General features: G+C 71.2%; 17 protein-coding genes. 10 read left to right on the forward strand and 7 right to left on the reverse strand.

Going from position 1 to position 17722, the window contains the following annotated elements:
- The first annotated feature begins 17 nt into the window (after positions 1 to 17).
- Entirely contained in the window at positions 18 to 989 is a 972-nt protein-coding gene (locus AB0N81_RS26815; RefSeq protein ID WP_365362606.1) for an NAD(P)H-binding protein, read from the forward strand.
- 22 nt (positions 990 to 1011) lie between these two features.
- On the opposite strand, the gene rarD is transcribed toward AB0N81_RS26815, so the two are convergent.
- Positions 1012 to 1935, reverse strand: coding sequence for an EamA family transporter RarD (gene rarD / locus AB0N81_RS26820; RefSeq protein ID WP_365362779.1), 924 nt, complete (start codon positions 1933 to 1935; stop codon positions 1012 to 1014).
- Positions 1936 to 2191: 256 nt separating this feature from the next.
- Positions 2192 to 3052, reverse strand: a complete 861-nt coding sequence (locus AB0N81_RS26825) for an SDR family oxidoreductase (protein WP_365362608.1) — start codon at positions 3050 to 3052, stop codon at positions 2192 to 2194.
- A gap of 102 nt (positions 3053 to 3154) precedes the next feature.
- Here AB0N81_RS26825 and AB0N81_RS26830 point away from each other — a divergent pair, with 102 nt between their 5' ends.
- The gene (locus AB0N81_RS26830) at positions 3155 to 3535 is read left to right on the forward strand and encodes a helix-turn-helix domain-containing protein (RefSeq protein ID WP_365362610.1); all 381 of its coding nucleotides are present in this window, start codon (positions 3155 to 3157) and stop codon (positions 3533 to 3535) included.
- 36 nt (positions 3536 to 3571) lie between these two features.
- Here AB0N81_RS26830 and AB0N81_RS26835 read toward each other — a convergent pair whose 3' ends face one another.
- The 5 genes from AB0N81_RS26835 to AB0N81_RS26855 all read right to left on the reverse strand — a co-directional run bounded on the left by AB0N81_RS26835 (position 3572) and on the right by AB0N81_RS26855 (position 10800).
- Entirely contained in the window at positions 3572 to 4678 is a 1107-nt protein-coding gene (locus tag AB0N81_RS26835) for a 2-oxoacid:ferredoxin oxidoreductase subunit beta (RefSeq protein ID WP_365362612.1), read from the reverse strand.
- Positions 4671 to 6602: a 2-oxoacid:acceptor oxidoreductase subunit alpha gene (locus tag AB0N81_RS26840; RefSeq protein ID WP_365362614.1), complete on the reverse strand. Its 1932-nt coding sequence runs from the start codon at positions 6600 to 6602 to the stop codon at positions 4671 to 4673. Before AB0N81_RS26840 ends, AB0N81_RS26835 begins: the two co-directional genes overlap by 8 nt.
- 355 nt (positions 6603 to 6957) lie before the next feature.
- The gene (locus tag AB0N81_RS26845) at positions 6958 to 7629 is read right to left on the reverse strand and encodes a response regulator transcription factor (protein WP_365362616.1); all 672 of its coding nucleotides are present in this window, start codon (positions 7627 to 7629) and stop codon (positions 6958 to 6960) included.
- A 414-nt stretch (positions 7630 to 8043) separates the two neighbouring features.
- Complete coding sequence (locus AB0N81_RS26850; RefSeq protein WP_365362618.1) at positions 8044 to 9405, reverse strand: sensor domain-containing protein; 1362 nt, start codon at positions 9403 to 9405, stop codon at positions 8044 to 8046.
- Between the two features lie 225 nt (positions 9406 to 9630).
- The gene (locus tag AB0N81_RS26855) at positions 9631 to 10800 is read right to left on the reverse strand and encodes a sensor domain-containing protein (RefSeq protein ID WP_365362620.1); all 1170 of its coding nucleotides are present in this window, start codon (positions 10798 to 10800) and stop codon (positions 9631 to 9633) included.
- Between the two features lie 183 nt (positions 10801 to 10983).
- On the opposite strand from AB0N81_RS26855, the gene AB0N81_RS26860 reads away from it, so the two are divergent.
- Genes AB0N81_RS26860 through AB0N81_RS26895 form a run of 8 tightly spaced genes read left to right on the forward strand, consistent with a single transcriptional unit; the run spans position 10984 to position 17720 of the window.
- The gene (locus tag AB0N81_RS26860) at positions 10984 to 11385 is read left to right on the forward strand and encodes an NADH-quinone oxidoreductase subunit A (RefSeq protein WP_365362622.1); all 402 of its coding nucleotides are present in this window, start codon (positions 10984 to 10986) and stop codon (positions 11383 to 11385) included.
- On the forward strand, positions 11382 to 12023 hold the full coding sequence (locus AB0N81_RS26865) for an NADH-quinone oxidoreductase subunit B family protein (protein ID WP_365362781.1): 642 nt from the start codon (positions 11382 to 11384) through the stop codon (positions 12021 to 12023). Before AB0N81_RS26860 ends, AB0N81_RS26865 begins: the two co-directional genes overlap by 4 nt.
- Positions 12020 to 13138 carry an NADH-quinone oxidoreductase subunit C gene (locus AB0N81_RS26870; RefSeq protein WP_365362624.1) on the forward strand — a complete coding sequence of 373 codons (1119 nt, stop codon included), beginning with the start codon at positions 12020 to 12022 and terminating at the stop codon, positions 13136 to 13138. The genes AB0N81_RS26865 and AB0N81_RS26870 overlap by 4 nt, the downstream gene beginning before the upstream one ends.
- Positions 13135 to 14103, forward strand: coding sequence for a complex I subunit 1 family protein (locus AB0N81_RS26875; protein ID WP_365362626.1), 969 nt, complete (start codon positions 13135 to 13137; stop codon positions 14101 to 14103). Before AB0N81_RS26870 ends, AB0N81_RS26875 begins: the two co-directional genes overlap by 4 nt.
- Positions 14103 to 14672, forward strand: a complete 570-nt coding sequence (locus AB0N81_RS26880; protein ID WP_365362628.1) for an NADH-quinone oxidoreductase subunit I — start codon at positions 14103 to 14105, stop codon at positions 14670 to 14672. The genes AB0N81_RS26875 and AB0N81_RS26880 overlap by 1 nt, the downstream gene beginning before the upstream one ends.
- On the forward strand, positions 14669 to 15328 hold the full coding sequence (locus tag AB0N81_RS26885) for an NADH-quinone oxidoreductase subunit J (RefSeq protein WP_365362630.1): 660 nt from the start codon (positions 14669 to 14671) through the stop codon (positions 15326 to 15328). The genes AB0N81_RS26880 and AB0N81_RS26885 overlap by 4 nt, the downstream gene beginning before the upstream one ends.
- Complete coding sequence (gene nuoK / locus AB0N81_RS26890; RefSeq protein WP_365362632.1) at positions 15328 to 15714, forward strand: NADH-quinone oxidoreductase subunit NuoK; 387 nt, start codon at positions 15328 to 15330, stop codon at positions 15712 to 15714. The genes AB0N81_RS26885 and nuoK overlap by 1 nt, the downstream gene beginning before the upstream one ends.
- The gene (locus AB0N81_RS26895) at positions 15711 to 17720 is read left to right on the forward strand and encodes an NADH-quinone oxidoreductase subunit L (RefSeq protein ID WP_365362634.1); all 2010 of its coding nucleotides are present in this window, start codon (positions 15711 to 15713) and stop codon (positions 17718 to 17720) included. Before nuoK ends, AB0N81_RS26895 begins: the two co-directional genes overlap by 4 nt.
- The last annotated feature ends 2 nt before the right edge of the window (positions 17721 to 17722 follow it).

Here is a 17722-nt window from a genome sequence, read left to right on the forward strand (position 1 = left end):
GGGAGTTGGCTGAACCCATGACCAACGACGAGCGGACCCAGCCCCACACCCAGGCCCAGACCCACACCCACACCCACACCCAGGCCCAGACCCACACCCAGCCCCAGCCCCAGCCCCGCACACCCCGGAGCGGAGCACCGTCCCCCGCACCCGCACCCGCACCCGCCCCCGCCCCCATCCTCGTCCTCGGCGCCACCGGCAAGACCGGCCGCCGCGTCGTGGCACGCCTTCGCGCCGCGGGCCACGCGGTGCGCGCCGCCTCCCGTACCGCCGAGACCCCCTTCGACTGGACCGACCGCGCCACCTGGGCGCCGGCACTGGACGGCGTGCGGGCCCTCTACCTGGTCGCTCCGGCCGACCCGGAGCCGATCGCCGACTTCGTCGAGCAGGCACGGGCCGCGGGCGTGCGCCGCTTCGTGGTCCTGTCGGGCCGGGGCGTCGAGTCGTTCGGCGACTCCTTCGAGCCGGGCATGGCGGAGTCCGAGCGCGTGGTGCGTGAGGCGGGCGTCGACTGGACGGTGATCCGGCCCAACAACTTCACGCAGAACTTCGACGAGGACCTGTTCCACGGCCCGCTGCTCGCCGGGCGCCTCGCCCTGCCCGTGGGGGACGTGCCGGAGCCGTTCATCGACGTGGAGGACATCGCGGAGGTGGCGGCGGTGCTGCTCACCGAGGAGGGGCACACGCACCGTACGTACGAACTGGCGGGACCGCGCGCGTTCTCCTTCGGCCGGGCGGTCGCCGAGATCTCCGAGGCGTCCGGGCGGCCGATGCGCTTCGAGCACATCACGGCGGACCAGTACGTGGCCGAGCTGACCGCGGAGGGCGTCCCCGAGGAGGACGCCCGTGCGCTCGCCGACGTCCTCGGCTGGCTCGCCGAGGGGCACAACGCGGCGCTCACGACGGATGTCAGGGACATCCTCGGCCGTGAACCGCGGGACTTCTCCGAGTACGTGACGTCACGGGCCGAGGCGGGTGCCTGGTCCTGACCGCGCCCGGGAAGGCGGGCGCTCAGACGGCGGGTTCCCGCTCCTCACGGGCGGGGGCCCCGGCGGCCGCCCCGGCCGACGCCTCCGCTGCCTCCCTCGCGGCGGCCACCCGCGCCGCGTTCCGCCGGGCCGTGCGCAGCGCGTCCCAGGTCAGGAGCGAGAGCGCCAGCCACACCAGGCCGAAGCCCGCCCACCGTTCGGGCGGCATCGCCTCATGGAAGTACAGGATTCCGAGCAGGAACTGGAAGACCGGCGCGAGGTACTGCAACAGCCCCAGCGTGGAGAGCGGCACGCGGATCGCCGCGGCCCCGAAGCAGACCAGGGGAGCGGCGGTCACGACACCGGTGGCCGCGAGCAGCGCCGCGTGTCCCGCGCCCTGCGTGCCGAACACGATGTCGCCCTGCGTGGCGATCCACACCAGGTAGGCGACTGCGGGCAGGAACTGCACGGCGGTCTCCGCGGCGAGCGACTCCAGGCCGCCGAGGTTGACCTTCTTCTTCACCAGGCCGTACGTCGCGAAGGTGAAGGCGAGACAGAGGGAGATCCACGGCGGCCTGCCGTACCCGAACGCCAGCACGAGCACCGCCGAGAGGCCGACGCCGACCGCCGCCCACTGCACAGGACGCAGCCGCTCGCCGAGCAGCAGGACGCCCATGGCGATGGTGACCAGGGGGTTGATGAAGTAGCCGAGGGACGCCTCGACGACGTGGCCCGAGTTCACGGACCAGATGTAGACGCCCCAGTTGACCGTGATGACGGCCGCGGCGATCGCCACCAGGCCCAGCCTGCGCGGCTGGCGCAGCAGTTCGCGCGCCCAGTCCCAGCGTCGTACGAAGAGCAGCGCGATGCCGACCACCACGAGGGACCAGGCCATCCGGTGGGCGAGGATCTCGACGGCGCCGGCCGGTTTGAGGAGTGGCCAGAAGAGGGGGACGAGGCCCCACATCCCGTAGGCGGCGAAGCCGTTCAGCAGCCCGACGCGCTGCTCGTTCCCCGACTTCCCGGCTGCTCCGCTGTCCACGGCCCCTCCTCCACGCCCGGCAGCCCGCGCTGCCCTCCTGAAGGTAGCGCCGAACCCCCGTGCCTGTCATGCCCGTCAGGGGGAAACGCTCATGACAGATGGAAAGCCTGTCCGGCGTTCGAGGACGAGCCCGGAGGGCGACAGGGCGGCGCCCGAAGCCCCGCTCCGGGTCAAGGGGGTTTCAGCCCTTGAGTCCCACAGACACCGCGTCGGCGAGAGCCGTCGTGGGCCGGCCGATCAGCCGGGCAAGATCCCCGCTCGTCCCCGCCAGGCGCCCCCGCGCGATGGCCGAGTCCACGTCGACGAGGATCGCGGCCATCGGCTCCGGCACCCCGGCGCCGGTCAGCACGGCCAGGTGCTGCTCGGCGGGGACGTTCGCGTACGAGATGTCCTTGCCGCTCTGCGCCGCGACCTCGGCGGCGTACTCGGCGAGGCTCCACGCGACGTCGCCGCTCAGCTCGTACACCTTGCCCTCGTGGCCCTCGCCGGTCAGTACGGCGACGGCGGCCGCGGCGTAGTCGGCGCGCGCGGCGGAGGCGATCCGGCCGTCGCCCGCGGAGCCGACGACGGCGCCGTGCTCCAGGACCGGGGCGAGGTGCTCGGTGTAGTTCTCGTGGTACCAGCCGTTGCGCAGGAAGGTGTACGGCAGGCCGGAGTCGAGGATGAGCTGCTCGGTCACCTTGTGCTCGGCCGCCAGCTCGAAGTCGGCGTCGGGGCCGCCGAGGATGCCCGTGTAGGCGAGGAGCGCGACGCCCGCCTCGCGTGCGGCGTCGACGACCGCACGGTGCTGCGGCACGCGCTGCCCGACCTCGCTGCCGGAGATCAGCAGGACGCGGTCGCCCGCGGCGAAGGCGCCGCGCAGGGTCTCGGGGGCGCTGTAGTCGGCGACGCGCAGCTCGACTCCGCGCTCGGCGAGACCGGCGGCCTTGTCCTTGTCGCGTACGACGGCCGCGATGTCCCCGGCGGGAACCTGAGCGGCGAGCAGCCCCTCGATGACGAGACGGCCGAGGTGTCCGGTGGCTCCGGTGACGACGATGCTCATGTCTGGAATCTCCTGATGAGTGACTCTTCGGTGTGGTCTGACACTCACCCTAGCCATGGCGCTAACTATCCGTAAGTACCCACTTTGAAGTAAGGTACTGGCATGGCCGTAAGTACCCGGAAGTCGGGCGTCGAGGAGATGTGTCCCTACCGCCTGGTCCTGGAGCACGTCACCAGCCGCTGGGGCGTCCTCGTCCTCATCGCGCTCGAAGAGCGCTCGTACCGATTCGGCGAGCTGCGCCGCGCCATCGGCGAGACCAGCCGCGTCAGCGAGAAGTCGCTGACCCAGACCCTCCAGACCCTGGAGCGCGACGGCCTGGTCCACCGCGACGTCAAGCCGGTCATCCCGCCCCGCGTCGACTACTCCCTCACGGACCTCGGGCGTGAGGCGGCCGAGCAGGTCAGGACACTCGCGACCTGGACGGAGCGGCGTATGGACGACGTGCAGAAGGCGCGCCGGGCATACGACGAGGCCCGGTCCTGAAGGATCAGGACCGGGCCTTCGCGAGCGCGCGGCGGGCTAGCCGACGACCGTCCACGTGTCGCCGCCGGCGAGCAGCGCGGCCAGGTCGCCCTTGCCGTCTCTCTCGATGGCGGTGTCGAGCTGGTCGGCCATGAGCGTGTCGTAGACCGGCCGTTCGATGTTGCGCAGGACGCCGATCGGGGTGTGGTGCAGCGTGTCCGGGTCGGCGAGCCGGGAGAGCGCGAACGCCGTGGTCGGCGACGTGGAGTGCGCGTCGTGGACCAGGATGTCGGCCATGTTCTCCGGCGTGACGGCGACGACCTTGAGGTCGCCGGTCACCGCGTCGCGCACGACGCCCTTGGTGCCGAGACCGTCCTCCGCGGGGACGCCGAAGCGGATCGGCTGCCCGTGCTCCAGGCGGATCACCGCCTCCTCGGCCTGCTGCTTGTCCTTGAGGACCTCGAAGGCGCCGTCGTTGAAGATGTTGCAGTTCTGGTAGATCTCCACCAGGGCGGTGCCGGGGTGCGCGGCGGCCTCGCGCAGCACCGAGGTGAGGTGCTTCCGGTCCGAGTCCACCGTGCGGGCCACGAAGGACGCCTCGGCGCCGATGGCCAGCGAGACCGGGTTGAAGGGCGCGTCGAGCGACCCCATCGGCGTCGACTTCGTGATCTTGCCGACCTCGGAGGTCGGGGAGTACTGGCCCTTGGTGAGGCCGTAGATCCGGTTGTTGAACAGCAGGATCTTCAGGTTCACGTTGCGCCGCAGGGCGTGGATCAGGTGGTTGCCGCCGATGGACAGCGCGTCGCCGTCACCGGTGACCACCCACACGCTCAGGTCCCGCCGCGAGGAGGCCAGGCCGGTGGCGATGGCCGGGGCACGGCCGTGGATGGAGTGCATCCCGTACGTGTTCATGTAGTACGGGAAGCGGGAGGAGCAGCCGATGCCCGAGACGAAGACGATGTTCTCCTTCGCCAGACCGAGCTCGGGCATGAAGCCCTGCACGGCGGCCAGCACGGCGTAGTCACCGCAGCCGGGGCACCAGCGCACCTCCTGGTCGGACTTGAAGTCCTTCATGGACTGCTGGGCCTCGGCCTTGGGTACCAGGGAAAGCGCTTCGATCGTGCTCCCGGTCCCCTCCGGCCCGGCCGTTTTCGTGTCAGCCATCGATGGTCTCCTTGAGAGCCGTGGCAAGCTGCTCGGCCTTGAAGGGCATTCCATTGACCTGGTTGTACGAGACCGCGTCCACCAGGTACTTCGCACGGATCAGCGTGGCGAGCTGGCCGAGGTTCATCTCGGGGATCACCACCTTGTCGTAACGCGCGAGGACCTCGCCCAGATTCCGCGGCAGCGGGTTGAGGTGGCGCAGATGGGCCTGCGCGATGGAGTCGCCGGCGGCGCGCAGCCTGCGCACCGCCGCGGTGATCGGTCCGTACGTCGAACCCCACCCGAGGACCAGCGTGTCGGCGTCCCCGCCGGCGTCGTCGACCTCCACGTCGGGCACGTCGATGCCGTCGACCTTGGCCTGCCGGGTGCGGACCATGAAGTCGTGGTTGGCCGGGTCGTACGAGATGTTGCCCGTGCCGTCCTGCTTCTCGATGCCGCCGATGCGGTGCTCCAGGCCCGGCGTGCCCGGGATCGCCCACGGGCGGGCCAGGGTCTGCGGGTCGCGCTTGTAGGGCCAGAACACCTCGGCGCCGTCGGCCTCGGTGTGGTTGGGGCCGGAGGCGAACTGCACGCGCAGGTCCGGCAGTTCGTCGACCTCGGGGATACGCCAGGGCTCCGAGCCGTTGGCCAGATAGCCGTCGGAGAGCAGGAACACCGGCGTCCGGTACGTCACCGCGATGCGGGCCGCCTCCAGCGCCGCGTCGAAGCAGTCCGCCGGGGTCCTCGGCGCCACGATCGGCACCGGCGCCTCGCCGTTGCGCCCGAACATCGCCTGGAGCAGGTCGGCCTGCTCGGTCTTCGTCGGCAGGCCCGTGCTCGGACCGCCGCGCTGGATGTCGATGACGAGCAGCGGCAGTTCGAGCGAGACGGCGAGGCCGATGGTCTCCGACTTCAGCGCCACACCGGGGCCGGAGGTCGTGGTCACCGCCAGCGACCCGCCGAAGGCCGCGCCGAGAGCCGCGCCGATGCCCGCGATCTCGTCCTCGGCCTGGAAGGTGCGCACGCCGAAGTTCTTGTGCTTGGACAGCTCGTGCAGGATGTCCGAGGCCGGGGTGATCGGATAGCTGCCCAGGTACAGGGGCAGATCCGCCTGCCGGCCCGCCGCGATCAGACCGTACGACAGCGCCAGGTTCCCCGAGATGTTGCGGTAGGTGCCGGTCGTGAAGGTGTGGGACGCGGGGGCTACTTCGTAGGAGACCGCGAAGTCCTCGGTGGTCTCGCCGAAGTTCCAGCCCGCGTGGAACGCCGCGATGTTCGCCTCGGCGATCTCCGGACGCTTGGCGAACTTCGTCCGCAGGAACTTCTCCGTCCCCTCGGTCGGCCGGTGGTACATCCACGACAGCAGCCCGAGCGCGAACATGTTCTTCGAGCGCCCCGCGTCCTTGCGGGAGAGGTCGAAGTCCTTCAGGGCCTCCACCGTCAGCGTGGTCAGCGGAACGGGGTGCACGCTGTAGCCGTCCAGGGAGCCGTCCTCCAGCGGGGACGTGCCGTAACCGACCTTCTGCATCGCGCGCTTGGAGAATTCGTCGGTGTTGACGATGACCTCGGCGCCGCGCGGCACGTCGCCGATGTTCGCCTTCAGGGCCGCCGGGTTCATCGCCACCAGTACGTTCGGCGCGTCGCCCGGCGTCAGGATGTCGTGGTCGGCGAAGTGCAACTGGAAGGAGGAGACGCCCGGCAGTGTTCCGGCCGGTGCGCGGATCTCGGCGGGGAAGTTCGGCAGAGTCGACAGGTCGTTGCCGAATGAGGCGGTCTCCGAAGTGAACCGGTCGCCCGTGAGCTGCATGCCGTCTCCGGAGTCACCCGCGAAGCGGATGATCACCCGGTCCAGTCGGCGCACATCTTTGCCACCTGCGGGCTTGCGTTGTTCTCCGACGACTGCCCCGTCGGCCTGCTCGGCTTGGCTACTGACCTGGCTGGTCACTGAAGTGGACCTCCCTCGAGGCGACTGTGCGGAATCGCCGGGACGACCGGCGCTCCCAAGGTCCACCCTACGTCTGTAAGGGTCGCCTTCCTGGGGTTGTTCGCATTCTGGATGCATTTCTGAGACGCCGTGTTGCACTGGTTTGCCATGGTTTGCCTCGCCCCCCGGTCCTTCATGGATGACGCTCCCCGCTCATCCTTTGGTTCTAGGACTTGCCTCGGCTTACTCCGGCCACGCGTGACTCTCTGTGGTCGCCCCCGCTCCCGCTGTCGCACCTCCAGATCGCGCGTGTCGCCCTGACAGGGTCTCAGTTGTTCACGAGTTGAAGTAGGTGTTCATGAGTTGAGGTAGGTGTTCATGAGTTGAGGTAGGTGAGGACCGCGAGCACGCGCCGGTGATCCCCGTCACTCTGGGACAGGCCGAGCTTCAGGAAGATGTTGCTCACGTGCTTCTCGACGGCTCCGTCGCTCACCACGAGCTGCCGGGCGACCGCCGAGTTCGTCCGTCCTTCGGCCATCAGCCCGAGTACCTCGCGTTCGCGTGGTGTAAGCCCGGCGAGCACATCCTGCTTGCGGCTGCGGCCCAGCAACTGCGCCACGACCTCCGGGTCGAGCGCCGTGCCGCCCTCCGCGACGCGCACCACCGCGTCGACGAACTCCCGTACCTCCGCGACCCGGTCCTTGAGCAGATAGCCCACACCGCGGCTCGATCCGGCGAGCAGCTCGGTGGCGTACTGCTCCTCGACGTACTGCGAAAGGACCAGGACCCCGAGTTCCGGGTGCTGATGGCGCAGATACACCGCCGCGCGCACGCCCTCGTCGGTGTGGGTCGGAGGCATCCGCACGTCGGCGACGACCACGTCCGGCAGCGCGTCCTGCGCGGCGAGTTCGGTGATCGTCTTGATCAGCGCCTCGGCGTCACCCACACCGGCGACCACGTCGTGCCCCCGGTCGGTCAGCAGCCGGGTCAGGCCCTCCCGGAGCAGCACCGAATCCTCGGCGATGACGACCCGCACTTTGTCCTCCATTTTTTGGTCCCCCGGCACTTTTGGCCCCCCGGCGCGCTTGTCTGCCCCGGATCGGCCCGACAACGGTCGTGTCGGCCGAACACTCGGCCCCTCAGTATCGCGCGATCCCGGGCGGGCCACCGGGCCGGTCGCGAGACTGTTGCGGGGCGGGGCCGGCGGACGGCGCCGTTCCATGTCCCGCCCGTCCCCGTCCCCGTCCCCGGCCCGTCCGGGCGCAGCGCACCGCCCCGGCACCTCACGGGCCGGGGCGGGGTGTTCGCGGAAGCCGCGCGGAGGTGTGGGGAAGCCGCGCGGAGGTGCGGGGAAGGGGCGCGGCAGGGACGCGCAAGGGAGGCGGGAGGGGCACGCAAGGGGCGCGGGAGGGGCACGCAAGGGAGGCGGGACGGGCACGCAAGGGAGGCGGGGCGGCTCAGGTCAGGCCTGCCGCCACGGCAGCTCCGCCGTGACCGTCGTCGGGCCGCCAGGCGGGGAATCGACCACCAGTATCCCGTCGACCGCGTCGAGCCGCTCCGCGAGCCCCGCGAGACCGGAGCCCGCCGACACGTCGGCGCCGCCCGCCCCGTCGTCGGTCACCTGGAGCATCAGCCGGTTCTCGGCCCGCCAGACGTCGACGCTCGCGGACTTGGCCCCGCTGTGCTTGCTGATGTTCTGCAGGAGCTCGGAGACCGTGAAGTATGCGATGCCCTCGATGGCGGCCGCCGGGCGGCTCGTCAGGTCCACCTCCACCTGCACCGGCACCGTGCAACGGGCGGCCAGCGAGGAGAGCGCGGCGTCCAGGCCGCGGTCGGTGAGGACGGCCGGATGGATGCCGCGGGCCAGATCGCGCAGTTCCTGAAGGGCGACCTTCACCTCGCCGTGCGCCTCGTCCACCATGCGCGCCGCCGCCTGCGGATCCTCGGTCAGCTTCTCCTTGGCCAGGCCCAGATCCATCGCGAGGGCGACGAGGCGGGCCTGCGCTCCGTCGTGCAGATCGCGTTCGATGCGGCGCAGGTCGGCTGCGGCGGTGTCCACGACGACGCCCCGGTCCGACTCCAGCTCGACGACGCGGGTCGCGAGCCGCGAGGGACCGAGCAGCCCGAACACCATCACGCGGTCCACGGTCGTCAGCGCCCGCAGGATCCACGGGGTGGCCAGCGTGATGAGCAGCCCGGTCGCGGAGGTGATGCCCAGCTCGAAGGGGTTGTCGAGGTAGATGCGGTGGCCGTCGTCGCCCCCGTAGAGCTGGATGCCGTCCTGCCCTCCGTACATCGGGAAGAGCCAGAACCACAGCGGATACGTGAGCATCAGCCAGCCGTACGACCAGAACGCCGCCGCCACCGTGAACGAGAAGACCGACCACGGCAGCATCAGCAGCGAGTAGAGCATGTGCCGCCAGGACGCGCCGCTCTTGAGGACGGCTCCCATGAGGGCCATCGGGCCGCCGCCCTTGGGGCGCAGCGGCTCCGGCGGAGCGACTTCCAGACCGAGGAGGCCGCGCGCCCGCGTCCGCTCCAGGGCGCCGATCCCGCGGCAGCCGGCCAGCGCCGCCGCGAGCACCGGGATGCCGATGAAGGTGATCAGCAGGCCGACGCCGAGCGAGAGCATCGTGATGGCGAAGACGAAGGACATGATGCCGATCGGCAGGCTCAGCATCGTGTAGCCGAACTCCCGCCAGGTGCGGGCCTCGATGGGGGCGCGCAGCCCGGCGGGCAGACGGTGCCGCCGCTCCCCGGCTTCGGGGTCCCGGAAATCCGGCCGGTCCATGCGCGCGTACCCCTGTCCGTACTCCGTGGCCATCGCTGCCGTCCGTTTCTGCGTCCGTGTGTCCGAAGCTGTGCTTGCCGTGCTTGCCGTGCTTGCTGTGCTTGCTGTGCTTGCCGTGCTTGCAGCGCTTGCAGTGCTTGCCGTGCACGCCGTGGTTACAGCGCTGTAGTGCTTGTGGTTCTTGCCGTGGTTACAGACTCGTCCTCGCGGCGGCTTGCGGCCATGGAGCGGGTCGGCGTCTTCGACCGGGGGTTTTCCCTACCCCACGCGGTCCCGCCACGGCAGCTCCGCCATGATCGTCGTGGGCCCGCCCTCCGGCGAGTCGATCACGAAGAGCCCGTCCACGGCGCCGAGCCGGTCCGCGAGCCCCGCCATGCCCGTGCCGCCGTCGAGCCGCGCCCCGCCGCGCCCGTCGTCCCACACCTGGAGCATCAGCCGGTCCTCCGCCCGCCAGACGTCGACGCTCGCGGACCTCGCCCCGCTGTGCTTGCTGATGTTCTGCAGGAGCTCGGAGACCGTGAAGTACGCGATGCCCTCGATGGCGGCCGCCGGACGCGCCGGCAGGTCGGCGGTCACCTTCACCGGCACCGTGCAGCGCGACGCCACCGAGGAGAGCGCGGCGTTCAGACCGCGGTCGGTGAGGACGGCGGGATGGATGCCGCGGGCCAGGTCGCGCAGCTCCTGAAGGGCCAGCTTCACCTCGCCGTGCGCCTCGTCGACCATCGAGGCCGCGGCGTCGGGGTCCTCCAGGAGCTTCTCCTTGGCGAGGCCGAGACCCATCGCGAGGGCGACGAGGCGGGCCTGTGCGCCGTCGTGCAGGTCGCGTTCGATGCGGCGCAGATCGGCGGCGGCGGTGTCCACCACGACACCCCGGTCGGACTCCAGTTCGGCGATGCGCCGCTCCAACTCGTCGGACGGGGAGAGCAGTCCGCGCACCATCGCCCGGTCGGCGTTGGTGAGGCCGCGCGCGATGAAGGGCAGCACCGGCCAGAGCACGAAGAGCCCGACGGCGACGAGCGCGAAGGTCAACACGCCCCAGGGCAGCCGGATGAACGCGTACAGCATGGTGCGCCAGCCCACCGGGTCCCTCAGGCTCGTCCACAGCCGGCTGAAGAGGTTCTGCCCGCGGTGCCCCGGCATCGGGCTCGGCTCCTCGACCCGTACGCCGAGCAGTTTCCTGGCCCGCGCGCGTTCGGCCCTGCCGATCTGGCGCGCGCCGAGCAGCGCCAGCGCGAGCAGCGGCAGACCGATCACCGTCACCGTCAGACCGGCGCCGACGGAGAGCACGCACACCGCGTAGACGAAGCCGACGATCCCCACCGGCAGGTTCACCAGGAGGTGTGCGATCTCCTTCCAGGTGTGCCGGTCGTACGCGAAGCGCGCGGGTGGCGGCCGGTCGTCATGCAAAGGCGTGGTGCGTGCGGTCATACGCGCTAGGGTGCCCGGCCCGCCGCCGCGACGCCATGAGGGCGGCCCGCCGGGCGGCCGGGGGATAACCCCACCCCTTCCGGACCGTTGCGTGACGCTCTGCTTACTGAACCTTTAGCAGGCCCTAGACTCCCGTGCGTACAGATCGTCGAAAAGGGCGAGGGAGCTCAAGGAGTTCAGGGAGTGAGGGCTGACGTGCACGTGACGAACGTCGCGGCGAGCTACTACCAGTCGTACTCCGTCGTCGGACTGCTCGCCGTCGTGGGCGTGCTGTTCGTCGCCGTGGCCTTCGGCGCGGGGCGGCTGCTGCGCCCTGTGGTGCCGACCCCGGAGAAACTCCTGACGTACGAGTGCGGCGTCGACCCCGTCGGCGAGGGCTGGGCCCACACCCAGGTCCGCTACTACGTCTACGCGTTCCTGTACGTGATCTTCGCCGTCGACTCGATCTTCCTCTTCCCCTGGGCGACGGTCTTCGCCGCGCCCGGCTACGGCGCGGCGACACTCGTGGAGATGTTCATCTTCCTCGGCTTCCTCGCCGTGGGACTGCTGTACGCATACAAGAAGGGCGTCCTGACGTGGACGTGACCCCGGACACCGACGGGCAGCACGTATCGCAACCCGTGTCGCAGCCCGCGTCGCGGCCCGTGCTGCTTCCCGAGCCGAAGAGGCTGGGCGCGCTCGCCCGGCTGGCCCCCGAGCCGATGAAGGTGGTCCTCAACTGGGGCCGCCGCTACTCCCTCTGGGTCTTCAACTTCGGCCTCGCCTGCTGCGCCATCGAGTTCATCGCCGCCTCCATGGCGCGCCACGACTTCATCCGGCTGGGCGTCATCCCCTTCGCGCCCGGCCCGCGCCAGGCCGACCTGATGGTCGTCTCCGGCACGGTCACGGACAAGATGGCGCCCGCGGTGAAGCGCCTGTACGAGCAGATGCCCGAACCGAAGTACGTCATCTCCTTCGGCGCCTGCTCCAACTGCGGCGGCCCCTACTGGGACTCCTACTCCGTCACCAAGGGCGTCGACCAGATCATCCCGGTCGACGTGTACGTCCCCGGCTGCCCGCCCCGCCCCGAGGCACTCCTCCAAGGCATCCTCAAGCTCCAGGAGAAGATCGCGAAGGAGTCGCTGGGGGAGCGGTACGGGAGCGGTTCGGGCACCCGGCCCTCGACGGCCGCGCTGCGCAGCGGACTGGTGAAGGCGCCCGCGCCGGGGGAGGACCAGGCATGACGGGCTGGCTGCCGAGCCCCGTCGAGGAGCTCTTCGGCGCGGAGGCGAGCGCCGAGGAGTCGTACGACGTACTCACCGTCGACGTCCCGCCCGCCGCGTGGACCACCGCCCTCGAAACCGCCCGCACCACCCTGGCCTGCACCTACTTCGACTGGCTGAGCGCGGTCGACGAACCGGGCACGGGCTTCAGGGTGGCCGCCCACGTCGTGGCGCTCTCTCCCGTACGCCGCCTCCTCCTCCGTACGACGGTCGCGCACGACGCCCCGGTGCTCGCCTCCGCGGTCGACGTCTACGCGGGCGCGGCCTGGCATGAGCGCGAGACGCACGAGATGTTCGGCGTGACGTTCGAGGGCCACCCCGGCCTGACCCCGCTGCTCCTGCCCGACAGCTTTGAGGGGCACCCCCTCCGCAAGGACTTCGTGCTCGCCGCCCGCGTCGCGAAGGCCTGGCCGGGCGCGAAGGAGCCGGGCGAGTCCGAGCACGGCGGCCCCAAGCGCCGCCAGATGCTGCCGCCCGGCGTGCCCGACCCGAACGAATGGGGCCCTCTGAAGGGCCAGCTCCCCGCGGCCCCGGCCCGCCCGGCCCGTGGCGCGGGTCGTGCTGCGGGGGCGGGGGCGGGTGCGGGTGCGGGTGCGGGGGCCGCGGGCCGTGCGGCGGCGGGAGAACGCCCGGTGCGCAGGACCCGCTCGGCGAGCCAGGGTTCGGCGAGCCAGGCGGCCTCCGAGGGGCAGCCCACCGAGGGGCAGCCCACCGAGGCGCAGTCCGCCGAGGGGCAGCAGCCGGAGGCCCCGGCACGTTCCCCGAGGCGCTCGCGCAGCGTGAGCCAGGGCTCGGCGTCACAACGAGCGGCGACCCCGGCAGCGGCGACCCCCGCACCGGAGACCCCGAAGAAGCCGGAGCCCACGCCCGAAGCGAAGCCTGAGGCGAGGCCTGAGGCGAAGTCCGACGCTCCCTGGCACCACGCCCGCCCGGCGTTCGAGACCCCGGAACAGCCACAGGCCGAGGAAACGCAGCCCGAGAAAGCTCAGCCTGAGGAAACGCAGCCCGAGGAAACGCACCCAGACCCCGACAACCCCCGCACCGGAGATACCGGAGATACCGGAGGCACCGAGTGAACGACGCGCTCGACGTCGCCCTGCGCCTCGTCATCGTCTTCGCGGCGTTCCTGGTCCTGCCCCTCGTCGTCGGCCAGACCGAGCACAAGGTGATGGCGCACATGCAGGGCCGCCTCGGCCCCATGCACGCGGGCGGCTTCCACGGCTGGGCCCAACTCGTCGCCGACGGCGTCAAGTTCGCCCAGAAGGAAGACATCGTCCCGGCGGCGGCGGACCGCCGTGTCTTCCAACTGGCCCCGGCGATCGCTCTCCTGCCCTACCTCCTCGTACTGGTCGCGATCCCGATCGGCCCCGGCGAGGGCGCGGTCGGCGAGGTCGTCGACGCGGGCATCTTCTTCGTGCTCGCGGTGATGGGCGTCGGCGTACTCGGCTCACTCATGGCGGGCTGGGCCAGCGCCAACAAGTTCTCCCTCCTCGGCGGCCTCCGCACCGCCGCCCAGCTCCTCGCGTACGAACTGCCGATGCTGCTCGCCGCCGCCTCGGTCGCGATGGCCGCGGGCACGGTCTCGCTGCCCGGCATCGTCGACGCGTTCGAGTGGTGGTGGCTGCCCTGGCAGATCGTCGGCGCCCTGGTCTTCTTCGTCGCGGGCCTCGCCGAACTCCAGCGCCCGCCGTTCGACATGCCGGTCGCCGACTCCGAGATCATCTTCGGCGCCTACACCGAGTACACGGGCCTGCGCTTCGCCCTCTTCCTCCTCGCCGAGTACGCCGGAATCGTCGTCCTGTGCGGACTGACCACCGTCCTGTTCCTGGGCGGCTGGCACGGCCCGTGGGGTGCCGACGGACTCGGCTGGGTCTGGACCCTGCTGAAGACGGCGGTGCTCGCCTTCGTCGTCATCTGGCTGCGTGTCAGTTACCCCCGTCTCCGTGAGGACCAGCTCCAGAAGCTCGCCTGGACCCTCCTCGTCCCGCTCGCCCTCGCGCAGATCGCGCTCACCGGCATCGTGAAGGTGGCGATCAACTAATGGCACCTTTTCTCCCGCCCAACCGGCCCGGCATCCCCGGCAGCGGCCTGGCCAAGGGCCTCGCCGTCACCCTCCGCACGATGACGAAGAAGACCGTCACCGAGCAGTACCCCGAGCACCAGCCCGAACTGCCGCCCCGCACCCGCGGCGTCATCGGCCTGTTCGAGGAGAACTGCACGGTCTGCATGCTGTGCGCCCGCGAGTGTCCCGACTGGTGCATCTACATCGACTCCCACAAGGAGACGGTGCCGCCCGCCGCCCCCGGCGGCCGCGAGCGCAGCCGCAACGTCCTCGACCGCTTCGCCATCGACTTCGCCCTCTGCATGTACTGCGGCATCTGCATCGAGGTCTGCCCCTTCGACGCGCTCTTCTGGTCACCGGAGTTCGAGTACGCCGAGACCGACATCCACGAACTCACCCACGAGCGCGACAAGCTCCGCGAGTGGATGTGGACGGTCCCGGCCCCGCCCGCCCTGGACCCCGGCGCCGAGGAGCCGAAGGAGCTCGCCGCCGCCCGCAAGTCCGCGGAGAAACTGGCCGCGGCCGAGGCGAAGGGCGAGGAGTCGTGAACATCGCCGCCGGAACAATCGCCGCCGAAACGATCGCCGCCGAAACACAGGGCTTCCTGTCCCCCACGGGCGTCGAGATCGCCTTCCTCCTGGTCGGCCTCGTCACGCTCGGCGCGGCGGTCATCACGGTCACGACCAAGCAGCTGGTGCACGCCGCCCTGTGGCTCGTCGTGGCGCTCGGCGGACTCGCCGTCGAGTACCTCCTGCTGACCGCGGAGTTCATCGCCTGGGTGCAGGTCCTCATCTACGTCGGTTCCGTGGTCGTCCTCCTCCTCTTCGGACTGATGCTCACCAGGGCGCCCATCGGCCGCTCCCCGGACGCCGATTCGGGCAACCGCCCGGTCGCGTTCGCGGTGGCCCTCACCGCTGCCGCCGCCCTGGTCTGGGTCGTCGTGGACGCGTTCCGCACCACGGTGATCGACCTGGACGGCGCCGCCCAGGGCTCCACCGACGTGACCGGCTCGATCCTCTTCCGGCACTGGGTGCTCCCCTTCGAGGCGCTCTCGGTCCTCCTCCTCGCCGCCCTCGTCGGCGCGATCGTCCTGTCCCGCAAGAGCGCCGCGCCGGATACGCCGGATGCCGCGCCGGATGCGCCGGATGCCGCGTCGACCGCCGCGCCGGATGCCCGCGCCACGGACCGGGAGGAGAACAACTGATGCACCTCCACCTCGCCTATCCCGCCGTCCTCGCCGTCCTCCTCTTCAGCGTCGGCCTGTACGGAGTGCTCGCACGGCGCAACGCGATCCTGGTCCTGATGTCCGTCGAGCTGATGCTCAACGCCGTCAACCTCAACCTGGTCGCCTTCGACGTCTGGCTCCGCGACTCCCTCCACGCCGGACAGGCCCTCACTCTCTTCACCATCGCCATCGCCGCCGCCGAGATCGGCATCGGCCTCGCGATCGTCCTGGCGGTCTACCGCAACCGCGGCAGCTCCGCCGTCGACGAACTCCGCGACACCGCCGAGGGCGCCGCCGAAGAACCCGACCCCGCGCAGGAGCCGCAGTCGGCGAAGACGTCGAAGAAGGCTGAGGCCACCGCGTGACCACGACCACCCTCGCCGTCCTCGTCCCCCTCCTTCCGTTCCTGGGCGCGGCCGCGGGACTGCTCCTCGGCCGCCGCGTCCCCGGCCTCGTCCGGCCCCTCGCGGTACTGCCCACGCTGACGGCCCTCGTGCTCGCCGTGCTCGTGGCGGTCCGCCAGGGCGGCGGCACCGGCGGCGGGAAGGCCCCGGTCGACGCCGCGACCGAGCTCACCCCGACCGGTTCGGTCCCCATCGAGCTCGCCCTGCACATCGACGGCTTCGCCGCGCTCGTCGCCCTCCTGGTCGGCGTCGTCGCCTCCTGCGTGCAGATCTACTCGACGGGCTACCTCCGCGAGGACCCGCGCTACCCCTCGTACGCCGCTCTCGTCTCCCTCTTCACCTCCGCGATGCTGCTCGTCGTCTACTCCGGCGACCTGATGGTGCTCCTGGTCGGCTGGGAGATCATGGGCATCTGCTCGTACTTCCTGGTGGGCCACTACTGGGAGACCCCCGAGGCGCGGGCCGCCTCCCTCAAGGCTTTCCTCGTCACCAAGCTCGGCGACGTCCCCTTCCTGATCGGTCTGTTCGCCCTCGCCGCCGATACGGGCTCCTTCCGCATCACGACGATCCTCGCGACGGTCGCGGACAGCGGCCTGGACCACCCCACGCTCATCGCCCTGCTGCTCCTCGCGGGCGTGGCCGGCAAGTCCGCGCAGTTCCCGCTGCACACCTGGCTGCCCGACGCGATGGCGGGCCCCACGCCCGTCTCCGCGCTGATCCACGCCGCGACGATGGTCGCCGCCGGTGTCTACTTCGTGGCCCGGCTCCTCCCCGTCTTCGCCGCCTCCGACGCGGCCCTGGTCGTCCTCGCCGTCATGGCCGCCGTCACGATGGCCGGTTCGGCCCTCGCCGCGCTCGCCCAGGACGACATCAAGCGCGTCCTCGCGTACTCGACGATCGGCCAGCTCGGCTACATGACCGGCGCCCTCGCCGTCGGCGACCGCGGTGCCGCCGTCTTCCACCTCCTGTCGCACGGCGCCTTCAAGGCGCTGCTGTTCCTCACGGCGGGCGTGATCATCCATGCCGCCGGCACCAACTCGCTGGCCGCCATGTCCCGTATGAAGGGCCTGCGCGACCGCATCCCCGACGCGTACTGGACGATGACCGTGGCGCTCCTCGCGCTCGCCGCGATGCCGCCGTTCAGCGGCTTCTTCTCCAAGGAGGCCGTGCTCGGCGCCGCCGAGCACACGGCCACGGGCCACTCCGGGACCGCGCCCACCGCGGCGGGCTGGATCGTCCTCGTCGCCGGTCTGCTCACCGCCCTCCTCACCGCCGCGTACGCGACGCGCCTGTGGCTGCTCGCCTTCAACGGCCGGGGAGCAGAGGCCCCCGCCCACGGGAAGCAGCCCGTCGCCATGACCGCCGTGCTGTGGGTGCTCGCCGTCCCCTCCCTCGTCTTCGGTCTCGCCGTCGGCGTCCTGCCGGACTGGTTCGACGGCCACTCGCTCGCTCCGACGCTCACCACCTCCGTCCTGGGCACGGGCCTCGCGCTCGTCGGCGGCCTGGTCACCTACGGTGCGTGGCGGCACACCTCGGCGCTCACCGCCCGTGTCCCGATGGGCGCGGTCGCCGCGAGCCCGGACGGCGACGGCGGCCAGGTCGAGGCGGAAGCCATCGCCACCCACACCCCCGCGTACGGAGACGTCGCCTCGGCACCGGACCCGGCCGACCCCGGCCGCCTGCTGCTCGGACCGCTGCACCGGCACGCCGCCGCCGGCTTCCACCTGGACGCCGTCTACACCGCCCTGTTCGTGCGCCCGGTCCGGGCCGCCGCGGGACTCGTCCGCTTCCTCGACCGCGAGGTCGTCGAGACGTACGTGCGCGGCGCGGGCGCCGCACCCCGCTGGCTCGGCGCGGCCGTCCGCCGCGCGCAGACCGGCAACGTGCAGACCTACCTGAGCGCGCTGCTCGCAGGCACGGTCGTCCTGGCCGTCGCCGCCGTCCTCGTCGCCACCGCCGGAGCGTGAGC

It is taken from the genome of Streptomyces sp. NPDC093510 (assembly GCF_040683555.1).
Taxonomy (GTDB): domain Bacteria; phylum Actinomycetota; class Actinomycetes; order Streptomycetales; family Streptomycetaceae; genus Streptomyces.